3 protein-coding genes are annotated in these 13,934 nt (G+C 47.5%); all 3 read left to right on the top strand.

Features of this window, described 5'->3' with window-relative positions:
• The first annotated feature begins 10 nt into the window (after positions 1-10).
• The 3 genes from ACT53D_RS08000 (at position 11) to ACT53D_RS07990 (ending at position 13,700) form a co-directional block, all read left to right on the top strand.
• Positions 11-1,426, top strand: coding sequence for a hypothetical protein (locus tag ACT53D_RS08000; protein WP_476155531.1), 1,416 nt, complete (start codon positions 11-13; stop codon positions 1,424-1,426).
• A gap of 469 nt (positions 1,427-1,895) precedes the next feature.
• Positions 1,896-3,467 carry a ShlB/FhaC/HecB family hemolysin secretion/activation protein gene (locus ACT53D_RS07995; RefSeq protein WP_476155529.1) on the top strand — a complete coding sequence of 524 codons (1,572 nt, stop codon included), beginning with the start codon at positions 1,896-1,898 and terminating at the stop codon, positions 3,465-3,467.
• A 33-nt stretch (positions 3,468-3,500) separates the two neighbouring features.
• Positions 3,501-13,700, top strand: coding sequence for a filamentous haemagglutinin family protein (locus tag ACT53D_RS07990; protein WP_476155527.1), 10,200 nt, complete (start codon positions 3,501-3,503; stop codon positions 13,698-13,700).
• The last annotated feature ends 234 nt before the right edge of the window (positions 13,701-13,934 follow it).

Genomic DNA, 13,934 nt, shown 5'->3' with positions numbered 1-13,934 from the left:
GGAAGCGAACATGTTGAAATTGAACAAATTGGCCATCATTATGGTGACTGCATTCTCTGCGACTAGCGCATTTGCAGCAGCAGTGACTCCAACAGATATTAAAAATGCCTCTAAACTTAATCAAGCTTGGATCTCAGGTGCATCTGCTCCAACATATAATGTATTTTTAGGTTTTGCTGCTGGTTGCGATGCTAACACATTGGCCGTATTCCACGGTGGCACTGCAGGTGCAGCTAATCCCGGCGCAAGCAATACAGGTAATGCGTTTGCTTACGCCTGTAAGCGTGGTGGAGTAGTATCTGTACTGTATCACACTAATCAGGGCGGCTCATTCAATGCATTTGCGCCACATGTACCGAACGATGTTGCCGGTACTGGTTCTGTTGGTGTAATAACAAACCTGAATCGTTTGGCGAATGTTGCAACTGCAAGCTGTTCAAATCAAGGAACAATTACTGTTACTAATCAAGGTGGCACCCCTGTATACAGATGTACAAGTGCTGTCATCAATGGTTTTGCAGCAACTGACAATACACCCAAAAAACCAGCAGGTGGGTTTTCTGATGTGGAAGCTGCGTTGTTTGGTGTAGATGCTTCGCCTTTTGGTAAAGAACTTGATGCCGGAGTTACACAAGTTTTTGGCGTAATGGCTTCAGAACCTCTCTATCGTGCAATGCAAGTAGCGCAAGGGATTTATGCCTCTGAAGCTGATGCTAATACAGCTGATCCAAGCTTCCTGCCAAAAAATGCACCATCGATTAGCAAACAGCAGTACGCTTCTTTGGCATCCGATCCTTTGGCAACTTGGGCACCATTAGGTGTTGATGCCTCTAAAAAAGTAGTGATCGCACGTCGTGTGAATACTTCCGGTACACAAGGTTCCTCTAATGCATTCTTCATGGGTAACCCATGTTTGGGTAACCCATCTACTGGCGGCGCATTGGTTGCTACTAAGGCTGCAGATAGTGACCCTGACTTCTACAATGTCATCGAAGGTGGTGAAACAGCTGATGTTCGCAATGCAATTTCAAATGCGACAACGGCAGGTGATTTTGCAGTTGGTGTGGTTTCTCTTGAGAACGCTTCAGCTGCAGGTAGACGCTACCTGAAAGTAGATGGTGTGCACCCTGAAACTGGCGCAAATAATACTGTTGACAGTTTTGCTCGCTACACTTCTGCACAAGGGCAGTATCCTTTCCAGATTGAGCTGAAAGGCTTTATTGCCAATGAAGCAATTGGGACATTTGGTGAGACTGTGATCAATAACATCGTTAGTGGTTTATCAACTGTATCTTGCACTTCAGTGCCACGTGGCTTGATCTTGAACTCAGCTTCAAATGCATGCCCAGCTACAAACGCTGGCGTACACATTACTAAAACAACTCGTTCAGGTAACAACTGCCGTCCATTGACCTGGAAGTTTTAATCAAATCGCTTAATGTAGCCAAAAGCTATATTCAGTTTTTTAAAAGCACACCTTACCGGGTGTGCTTTTTTATTTATGCCCTGTTTTTTGATTGCTCGTGAATGTAGATGTATCAGCACTCAATCGCATTTTTCAGCCACCCACTGATTCATTGATTCGCATTTGATTGCTATAGAAACGACTTGATCTCATCGGATCGCTGCAATGACCCACTCGGGCTAACCATATCAGCCACCGGACTAGTCCGCATTTCATCTTTGTGACACGGTGTGCTCTCAAAATGGCAAGCCTTAAGAAGCGCCTTTGGCGATTCAACTGATATTGAAAGGGTTTGCAATTGTTGCTGCGTTTAATGTGTTTGGCCTGTGTGCTTTGGTCTTTTGCTTTGTGTGCAGCAGAGGTCGAGACATCGGCATCAAAAGCAGTGAGTGCCTGGGGCGTAACCACTAGCGATGAAGCTGGATCAGATGTGAATGCTTCTCCACAAACGGAAAGCAAAGATCAGTTTGATATTTTTGAATATGTGATTGAGGGTAATACTGTTCTGGGTGTTTCTGACATTGAAAAAGCGGTTTACCCCTATCTTGGAGAGCAGCGCACGATTGAAGATGTCGAGAAGGCACGCAGTGCGCTTGAGAAAGCGTTTCATGATGCGGGTTATCTTACCGTATTTGTGAATATCCCCGAGCAGGAAGTCAATGCCGGGCTTGTGAAGCTGGACGTGCTGGAAGGAAAGGTTGAGCGGCTCAATGTTGTTGGCTCCCGGTACTACTCTCTCGGTAAGATCAGACAAAGTGTGACCGAGTTCAAGGAAGGCCAGGTTCCACATTTTCCGACTGTGCAGAAACAAATTGCCTCAGTGAATATCAATCAGGATCGTGTTGTCGCGCCTGTGTTGCGCCCTGGCAAAACACCTGGCATGGTCGAAGTGGATTTGAAAGTAGACGACAAGTTTCCATTACACGCCAGTATGGAATACAACAATCGCTATACGCCTAACACAACTAAAACAAGGCTTTCCGGCAACTTGAGATACGACAACCTATGGCAGAGAGACCACAGCCTTGGTTTAAGTTTTCAGGTGACTCCTGAAGATACAAATCAGGTCAAGGTCTTTTCAGCTACCTATGTGATCCCTTATGCCGGAGACTATTGGGCGATGTATGGTGCAGTTAACGAAAGTGATATTAGTGCTGTGGGTGATTTGAATGTGGTCGGCAGAGGTGATTTGTATGGTTTGCGCTACATCCATCCGATGCCTAGCCCGATTTCTGGATTTAATCATAATGTGACACTCGGTGTCGATTACAAAGATTTCCAGCAAAACACTCGGCGATTGGGTGCCGACTTAGGTAGCAATCCGATTACTTACTTGCCTTTTTTGATTGGCTACAACGGCAACCTGACTACGCCAGAAAGTACATCCAAGCTTGACTTGAATTTTGTGTTTTCTACCAAAGCGTTGGTCAATGATGAAAAAGAGTTTGCGAATAGACGTTTTTTGGCGCGGCCAAATTTTTCTTATTTGCGCGGTCAGCTTGAGCACACACACACCTTGCCATACCAATGGCAAGCCTACGGTTCCGTTGGTGGCCAGGTCACTGGTGACTCTCTGGTTTCCAATGAGCAGTTCTTTTTGGGTGGCCTAGATACCGTACGCGGCTTTCTTGAAGCCAGCGCACTTGGTGACAATGGTGCCAATCTCAATATTGAGTTGCGGACACCGCCCTTGCAAAAATATGTTGGCTCTTGGGTTAAAGAGCTGCGTTTGCTTGGCTTTTATGACTATGGTCTTGCTAAAACACGGGATCCTATCACTTTTGCCGATGACAAAATTTCACAAATTGAGCGTTACATCTTGTCGTCTTATGGTTTTGGCATAGATGTAAAAGGGGTGAGAGGGTTGTTTTTGCGACTGGATTTTGCCCGCGTTCTGCAGTCAAGTTGGGAGCTAGAAAATGGTCGGAGAGCAACTAAACCTACCGGGATGTATGAGGTCGGGGATACGCGTTTGCATTTTAGAGTCGGTTTTGACTGGTAGTTAGAAGCAGGCTGAATTTTACGAGGTAAAGTGATGAACAAGTTACGATTTAAATTGGTGTTTAGCAAACGTTTAGGCATGCTGGTGCCGATTGCCGAGTTTGCGCGTACACATCAGAAAACAGTCATCTTGTCAGGCGCAGCCGATACCTATCATCAGGCTGAGGTGATGCTTCGACCGCTATGGCGTATTTCAACAGGCAGTGCGGCCTTGTTGCTGGCAGGGTGTTTGAGCTGGATGTCAGCGCCATTATTGGCGATGGATGAAAATACATTGCCGGTTCAGTATTCTGGTGGTGATTATAAGCTACCCGCAGGCGTGACTATCCCGACGCCAGTGAATAACACCATGAACATCACTACAACGCTTCAAAATACGGTACTTCGTTGGGATAGCTTTAATATTGGTTCAAAAGCTGGCGTCAATATTTATATGCCAGATTCTTCATCAAGCGTATTAAATCGTGTGATGGGCAATGGTGCTAGCTATATTAACGGAGCACTGAATACACCTAATGGTGGGCATGTTTATATTGTCAACCAGAACGGAATTTATTTCGGCGCCGGTGCGCAGGTGAATGTTGGCTCGTTAACGGCAACAACGTTGGATGATCTTGCAAATAATAATATAGAAAACATCTATAAAAACGGTATTTTATCGAATAAGACCGAGCCAGTGTTCTCGTTTGCCGATGCTGTTGGTGTGATTGATGTTGCCAAAGGCGCCACCATTACCTCGGCCAATGGCGGCAGAGTAATGCTACTGGCGCCTGATGTCACAAACAGTGGGGTGATTACAACTCCAGATGGTCAGACCATTCTTGCGGCGGGTAAAACGGTTTACTTGAGCACGCTGGATAAGTTTGCGGGCCTGCTGGTTGAGGTGCAATCAGGGGGGACAGCGACCAACCTTGGAGATGTGATTGTTAAAAACGGTAATGCCAGCATGATCGGTTTAGCGGTAAATCAGAAGGGTCTGATCTCTGCCACTACTACAGTGCGCGCTAACGGGTCAATTCTCCTAAAAGCCAAGTCAATTCAAAAATATAATGACGCATTGACAGACATTTACGGCAATGTCTCGCTTAGTGAGGGGAGCCGCACAGAGGTCAGTGTGGCGGTAAATGATACTGAAACCGTTAAAAAAGCGCAGGAAATTACAAAATCCAAGATTGATATTCAAGGCAGAAATATTGCCATTGAGGGCGCCGTTGTTGCCAACAGCGGCAATATTAATGTGGCTGGCAAAACCAATACAGGGACGACCTCACTTTTTGTGGGCGATAAAGCAGTCATTGATGTCTCTGGCGTGGATGCCACTGCCCCAATGTCTCGTAATCAGCTGGTGATTGATTTGTACTCGCAACAACTGAATGACTCGCCTATTTTGAGAGGGGGGCCATTATTCGGCAAAAAATTGTATCTGGATGTACGAAAAGGGACCGCTATTATCAGTCAATCTGTCATTGACAATGCCTTGCTGTCTCAGGAGCGTACGATCGCCGAACGTATGACTACTGGAGGTACGGTATCGCTCGTTGCCGATAGCGTAGTGACAAAAGCAGGCTCTGTGGTGGACCTGTCTTCCGGGGTCACCAGATATACAGCGGGTAATATCCGGGAAAGCAACCTACTCTACAACGGCAAGTGGGTGAGTGCGTCAGAAGCGGTGGCGGGCGTTCCTTACACCAGTATTAACGACCAATATACGATTACCAGTGAGCGCTGGGGAGTGACCAGAACTTGGGATCTGGGTGGCAATGTTAACGGGCAGTATCAGGCTGCGTACGTTGAGGGGGCTGACGCTGGCAAACTTGATGTCGCATCAACAGCACTTGCGTTTCAAGGTGATGTGATTGCAAATAGAACTATCGGTACCTATCAGCGCGGTGACTATGCCAAAGCGACCCCGCAAGGTGGATCATTGATAATTGATTACATTGGCTCAGGTACTTTTAATATTAATGATCAGATTGCCAGACTATCTGATGGATTTACAAAAGACTCAGTATTAACCAACGAGCAACAGCAGCAAACAGAGCTTAGCACTGGTATATTTTCAAAAGGCCTGAACAATCTCAAAGTGACCGCCAGCTCTGCCCAAGTCAATATCAATGGCGCCATTAAGACTGTCGCGTCCGGGACTATAGATATTGATGGCGGAGCAGGTGTTAATGTAAACAAGAATATCACCACATCAGGTGGACAAGTCAAATTGTCTGCGAGTAACACCGCTAATGTGGTATTGGCTGATAATGTCAAAATCAGCACTGCAGGGCTTTTTACAAATGACACGCCTGGTGTGTCCGGCGCAATGCAAAATCTGATAGTCACCAAAGGCGGCAATGTGACCATCGCAGATGGCCTAGTCATGGGGAAAGGTTCCAGAATTGATGCCAGCGCGGGCGTTTGGATAAAGGAGACTGGTGAGGTGGTTTCAGCCCAGGGGGGTAATGTGGATGTGACCCTGGCTCAGAATACCCTTGCTGAGGGTGAGATCACTTCCTACGGTATCACCAGTGGCAACACGCAAACAAATGGGGGGCAATTGACGGTGCATTTGCAAGGTCAAGGCGGCACCAGTGGCGTGAAGGATATACAACTAGGTGGCAACAATCCTCAGGAGGCAGATACACTCTGGTTGTCGGAAGGCTTTTTCAAATCAGGCGGCTTCTCAAAATATACCATTGATAATCAAAATGGTAATGTGAATAATTCCTTTGGTTCGATCTCAGTTGGAGATCAATCTGGACGTATCACAGAAATTCATCCAGAACAGGCGACACGCCTGGTTGGCAATGTGGCAAGTGGCCGTTCAAGCGGCCTGATGGATGATAATCTGACCGAAACAGTGATGATGCCTTCATACAACAGGCAACCTGTCTCCCTCACTCTGAATGCCGGTAACCAGTTTCTGTTGAATGAAAATGCGACCATCCGCACGGATGCGCCTGTTACCGCCAATGGTAGCGAAGGAAACGTCAACATCAGCTCTTATGGGCAAATGACTATTCTGGGGGGTATTATTGCACCCACAGCTGACGTGACATTGGCCATCAAATCACAAGCTGGCAGTCCTAATATTCCGAATGGTAAATTTGATAAGACTTTGAGTCTCTTTGTCGGAGAAAATGCCCTGATCAGCGCGAAGGGTGCTTATATTGCGCCACCTTCTCTCAATGGGACTTTCAGGGATCGGGCGGTGGCGGATGCCGGCACGATTTCCCTGACCGCTGAAAATGGGGTTCTGATACTTAAAGAGGGTAGCCAACTTGATGTGTCAGCGGTATCTGGTGCGGTTGATTTGCCGGTCTCAAGTGGTTTTGCGCGCCAGCAGGTTGATGGTGATGCAGGAACCATCAAGTTGGCTGGCAGAGATGGCATGGCGTTAGATGGGCAGCTCATGGGGCAAGCCAGTGGCAAAGGTGCTGCGGGATCATTGTCGCTGAATTTGGGAACAGATGTTGCACTCAGTGGTACAGAAGGAGATACCAACAATCCACTTTTGTATACGGCAGGGCAACGCTTGTTAACCGTGACGCAACAGCGAAAAACGGTAGCTGGCAATAATACGCCAGGTTCATTAACCAGTAATCTGATCGATACCTCTGACCCTCAAAAGCCATTGACGAACGCCGTGGGTAAAGGCCAGATTTCTGCACAGCAAATTACCGAAGGTGGGTTTGACCATGTGGCATTACGTGTCGATAACGTCGTTGAAAACTCAAACAGTGGGATCACTTTTGAAAAAGGGCTGAATTTGAATGTGCCAGTGTCTCTAACACTGGATGCGTCCTCATTTTCGGGCGCTGCAACCATTAATACATCGGCATTGGTGATTACCAATAGTAATGCCAGCACTGTAAGTACCCCAGCACTAGGCTCAGGTGCTTTAAACTTGAACGCTAACTTTATTGATGTGATTGGTAATGTCGCTTTTACCGATATCAATGAGTTGCGACTTAAAAGTACCAGCGATATACGCCTGGGAGGCATACGTAGCAAATCCGGTAATCTCGGCTCGTTAATCACCCCGCAAAAGCTGCTCATGGACGCGGCTCAGATTTATCCAGTGACTTCGCATGCATTTAACATTGCTCCCACTGGCACTAACACGGTCATTGAGGTCAAAAACAGCACCCAAGCCAGCAGTCAAGTTCCGCTCTCTGCACAAGGCAAGTTAACGCTCACAGCCGATCTGATTGATCAAGCAGGAACCTTGCGAGCACCGCTGGGCGAAATTAATCTCAATGCCACAGAAAGATTAGTGCTTGGTAAAAATAGCCTGACCTCAGTTTCTGCCGATAACAGTCTGATTCCTTATCTGGTGACTACACTCGGTGGCAGTCGTTTGGTGCCAGACAAAGACAGTACGGGAAGTGATGCCTCGCCATATTCTGGCAAGAAGATTCTTCTAAATGCTAAAAACGTCAATATGCAGCAAGGAGCTACCGTGGATATTTCCGGTGGCGGCGACATGTTGGCCTATGAGTTTATTCCGGGCATAGGCGGGTCGGTGGATGTGCTGAACCAGCCTGGTTACTATGCTGTGCTGCCGGGCTTGGGCAATCAATATGCGCCTTATGACTTTAATATGCAGAGTGAGTCCGATGTGACTGTCGGGCGGGCCATTTATCTCTCGGGAGGGAATGGGCTAGCTGCGGGCAAATACACATTATTGCCAGCCCATTATGCTCTGATGCCAGGTGCTTATTTGGTGAAGGTAACTGATACACAGACACCGATCAACACTACGCTGGCTCAATTGGATGGCGGATCACTGATGTCTGGTTATTTTACCCGCCTGGATGACAGTAGCCGTGGCCAGTTTAATAGTTTTAGTGTCTACAACGGTAACATCTTTACCAAGAATGCAGGCACCAAAGACTACAAAGGTCCGGCAGAGTACCTGCTAACACATTTAAACGATTTTTATACAAAACAGGCTGCCACCAATAACACCTCGCTTACCCTGGCAAAAGATGCCGGTCAACTTTCCATCCAGGCTCTGAATCAACTGGAGCTGAATGGTAAAATCACGGGCCAGGCGGTAGCGGGCGGCAGAGGGGCGCTGGTCGATATCTCATCTAATCGTATTCAAGTGGTTTCTACCCCAGGCGGGACTACAGCGGGGGTGCTAACCTTGGGTGCTGATCAGCTCAGTAAGATTGAAGCTGACAGCGTGTTGTTGGGTGGCAGCAGAACGGTAAAAGGTAATCAACAGACCATTACCACCAATGCCTCCGATGTCACCTTCTCAAACGATGCTGACCATGGTGTTGTGATGAAAGAGTTGCTGGTTACCGCCAAAAACGAGATTCGCCTGGAGGATGGCGCGTCTGTTAAAACGACTGAACGTACGGGCAATAGCGCTAGTATCAGTGAGTTACAAACCGATGGGGCTGGGGCGTTTATTGCGATTTCTTCAGTGAACGATCTTCAATTTGACCGTAATAACGCGACGCCGGCTTCTGGAAATATGGTAGTTGGTTCTGGAGCCAATATCGAGGCAAGCCGCTCAGCCGTGCTTGACGCCAGTCAACAGCTGTCATTGAACGGTGATATCCGCGTTGGCACAGGTGGTTCCCTCACCTTGGGCACTAATCGTTTCCTGCTAGGCGATAATATTCCGGCAGTAGACGGCACAAGGCTGGACCAGCAAACCCTGCTTGCTTTTGGTGACTTGAGCAAATTAAACCTCAATAGCTATCAGAATATTGATATTTATGGGGCAGCAAATCTTGGTAGTGAGCAATTAAACCTCACACTCAATACCAGTGGATTGGCCCACCACGGTGATGGTGATGTGCAAATCCGTGCCAACACGCTGACTTTAAAAAATACCCAAGATGGTAGCGTCTTTAATGCGCCTACGGACCCAAGTATATCCACCCTGGTGTTGAGTACCAAAAATACTGTGCTCGGTGGCACCCAGTCTGTTAAAGGCAATCAGCAACGCTTTGATGTTCAAGGTTTTGAGACTGTCAATATCAATGCGCAAGAAGCGATTGCTACTGCGGGTACTGGTCAGTTAGCAGTGCAAGCGAGCCAAACGCAGTTAAGTGCAGCAAAAGTTACCGCAGAAACAGGCAGTAAGTATGTGGTGAATGCCAGCGGTAGCCTGGTCACAAACTCAAATGGCAATACGCTGGCAGAAACCACAGGCATTGGGGGCAAACTTTCACTCACCGCGGCTCAAACTACCATTAACAATACGGTTGAGTTACTGGCTGGTCAATTGAATGCTACCTCCACCAATGGGGATTTGAAATTAGGTGCTAGTGGAAAAATTATCACTCGCTCAGCTACAGTACAGTTTGATAAAACGCATACAAAAACCACGGATGCCGGTGATGTGAACCTTACCTCTAGCACGGGCAATGTAGATATTGCACAAAATGCACTGATTGATGTTTCAGGCGGCAGCCAGCAAGGCGAGGCGGGTAGACTGACTATCAATGCAAAGAATGGTGAGTTCCTAGTTGCCGACGGCTCCCTCAAAGGCGGTGCTAGCGCAAATGAGCGTAATGGCGAGTTCAAGCTGGATGTGAAATCACTCAGTAATTTCAGTGCCGTCAATAAAGCGCTGGAAACAGGACAGTTCAATCAATCCCGTGATATTCGTGTCAGATCAGGCGATGTCAATATCCAGGCGGGGGATACCGTCACGGCTAAATCCTTTGTCTTGGGTGTAGATGGCGGGAATGCCACTATTGCCGGGGCCATTAACGCTGATGGTAACAAGGGTGGCAATGTCGAGATTTACGCAAATGGCCTGGTCAAACTCGCCAACACGGCAAAGATTACCGCGCGTGGCCTGCAGGCCAACCAATCCGCTGGGGATATGCAGACGGGGTCTGGCGGCGATGTCTTGCTCTCCTCCAACAGCCTGAGCACTACGAATGCAGTCTCTGCAGAGGCAGGCGCACTCATAGACGTTAGTGGTTATGATAAAAAGGCTAACAATAATGCAGGCTTAGACGGTGCAGATGGCTCAGTGACACTGCGAGGACGCCGTGGCACGACGGGAGCAGCAAAGACAGTAAACGTTGCATTTGATACGACGGGTGCGATCAAGGGTGCAAGCGAGGTGCGGGTAGAGGGTGTCAAAACCTACACCAGTAATACCTTTGATAGCAATATTGACGGTTTGGTCAATGATACTAACAGCTTCTACAATGCCAATCCGAATGCAGGCAGCTATGTCAAGACAAGAGATGGGCTTAGCGCTAAAGTGTTACCTTACATAGAGGTGGTGAATGTCGGCGATATATCCTCCAATGCTGATCATAATTTGCGCGCATTTGGTAATTTGCAAGCGGGTAAAGGTGGGGTATTTACCATAAGATCTGGTGCTAACTTGACTGTCAATACCATCAGTGACGGCTTTGATATAGTGACTCAAGATAGGCTAGTGAGAATAGGTCGTGATAATGTCAAAATTCCTGCGGTATTAGTGGCTAATACAAATACATTTGGCTTGAATTTAATTGCAGGCGCAGATTTCAGTGCTGCAAACATTAAAACGACAGTGAACGGTGTCGGCGATGTCAAACTGAACGAAAATAAGCTCATCCGTACTGGCGAAGGTGATATTACAGTATTGGCAGGGAACGATATTCGTTTGGATACGGATGCGGTCATTTACACCTTGGGTAAGGCTGCCACGAATGTTGCGGGCTTTACTCCCCCTACAGCCGTTTCAACCACGGTAGCGCCAAATCCACGAACCAGTAATAGCTATAATGTTAACGGCAGTTATGTCATTAATGGAGGTGACATCACGCTTAGTGCTGGCAATAATATTACTGGTACTAATTCCGGGCAGACAGTGAATGAATGGCTTTCACGTCAGGGAAATGCGACAGGCGAAACGAGAGACCTAAGGGACACGAGCTGGTGGATCCGGGCCGATTCTTTTTATCAGGGGGTTGGTGCATTGGCAGGTGGCGATGTCTCAATCAATGCTGGGGGCAATATTAGCAACTTATCAGCCTCATCTGCGACAAATGCACAGTTTGATAATGCTGGTGCCAATGCCACGGGTAATTTTGTTGTGAATGGTGGCGGGAATGTCAATGTGCAGTCTGGCGGTGATTTAACCAATGGCATCTATTACAGTGGTCGTGGTGCAGTTAATATTCGCGTTGACGGAGATATTGAGAAAACAGGGAATACCGGCACTGCAATTGCCTTACAAGATGCGCAAGCTGATGTACGTGCTAGGGGTAATGCGCTGATTGAAACGGTATATAACCCCACACTTTGGATGCAAAATAATAGGGTTGGGGCAAGTAATAACCTGACATTCTTTAATACGTATACTGATCAAAGTGCATTCAATGTGTCTTCGCTATTGGGCAATCTGACTATTGGTCAAAACAATCCAGATAGCTTGAATAGTGGATTGCTGTTCAATGACGCTGGTAATTCCCTGGATGCAGTGACCAAAAATGATATGACCGCGATTCATCCAGGGCAGGTGCAAGCCACTGCTTTCACTAGTGGCCTGACCGTCAATAAAGTCATCGTCGCCCCTTCTGTGAAGGGGGAGTTGGTGTTGTTAGCAAGCGGTGATATCGTCGGGCCTGTTTTTCAAGGAGGTCGCGATAAACCTGTGGCTCAAATTCTGGTATCAAACGCTGATACCGTAAATAATCTAAGTATTCAGAAGCCATTTAGTGGTAAGCCCTCTGATAATTTTGTCTTGTTTGGGGATATTAAGTATGGCAACAAGCTAAGCTCGGTTAATACTGGGACATCAAACTCCGTCGTGATTATTTCCAAGACGGGTAATGTAGAGTTGCCAGGCATACCACCTGGGTCACTTTCAGATGAATCTGCTGGAGCAGGTGTATTCGGTCTCAAGTCATCTATGCCAGCTTATATCTCTGCGGGCAAAAATCTGACCTTGAATGCCTCTATTCAGCATAATAACCAGGGTGATATAAGCTATCTCAAAGCGGGCAACGATATCGTGATGCAGTTTGACCAACCCCTTGCAAAAATCGAGGTCAACGGGCCAGGAGAGTTGATTGTGCAGGCCGGGCGGGATATTAACTTGGGTAATTCTGCCGGTATTTTGTCGCGAGCCAATAACGTGAACCCCAACTTGCCAGCAAATGGCGCTAATATCACTGTGCTTGCAGGCATGGGTGAGCAGGGGGCTGATATTGCAGGATTTGTGAATCTTTACATAGATCCAAAAGGTAGAGGGCCTGCTAACTTGCTAAATAGTTCAGCTTTGAATGAATACCGTGCTAAAGTCAATGCCACTGTACGGGCTTATATGCAAAACATCACTGGCAAAGTGCTGACTGCTGATCAAGCCATGCAACAGTTCCTAACATTGGATAACACCAAGCAGGCGCCACTAGTGTATGACGTGTTTAGCAAGGAAATGGTCTTTGCCATCAAGGATTATGTTAAGACAGCCAACACCGCCCGCGGGGATGCGTTGATTGGCGGATTGTTCCCAACTCAAAATTCGTATGCTGGCAATATCTCTATGTATCAAAGCCAGATCGTAACGTCACGAGAGGGTAACATCAGCTTGCTGCTGCCAGGAGGCGTGTTGAACGCCGGTGTGGCTGCTGACCCACTCAAGTTGCCACACGGAATTGGGGTTATTACTGAGCGCGGCGGCTATATTAATGTATATGCGGACAAAGGATTTGAAGTCAACCAGTCCAAAGTCAAAACACTGTTTGGTGGTGACTTGATTGCATGGGTGAATAACGGTGATATTGATGCTGGTCGTGGTTCCAAGACGTCGGTTTCGATTCCTGAACGAAATCCGATTATTGATAATCAGGGTAATGTCACCGTGGAAGTGAAGGGCGTGGCTTCAGGCAGTGGCTTGGCGACCGAGACTTATGACCCGGATGGGCCGAATGGTAATCAGGTTGCACCAAAGTCTGGCACCGTTTATCTGGCAGCGCCACGAGGCGCACTGGATGCAGGTGAGGCGGGTGTTTCATCTGGTGCAGATTTGTTTGTTGGCGCGCAAGTGATCAACAACGCAGCTAATATTTCTGCCGCTGGCACTTCTGCTGGCGTGCCGGTTTCTGATACTGGCAGCTTGGCCGGGGCCGCCTTAAGTGCAACCAATACTTCAGCGGGGGCCACCAATGCGCTGACTGAGAACATCGCCAATCAGATGAATAACCAGAGCGTTGCGCCCAAGGAATTGCCACCGATTGTGACAGTTAAAACGATCCGCCTAGAAGATTAGCCGGTGACGTTTCACAATTTTACGCCCGCCTTTTGGTGGGCGTTTTTATTTCTGATCCCTACCTCTGTTTAGTCATGAAGAAGAGTCTTTCTATGGGCTGTTCTGATTACACGGACTAGCGGCCACATAGTCAAGCAAGACTAAAAAAGTACAAATCTAGCCCTCTTTTTAGCAGTTTTCATAGTCCGAGCTACCTAGTGTTATGGCGCGAAAATTAATATTGGCAGCAATCTA

It is taken from the genome of Methylophilus sp. DMC16, from assembly GCF_056314045.1.
Note: the sequence above shows the minus strand (reverse complement) of the source record. Positions and strands in the feature narration are given on the sequence as shown.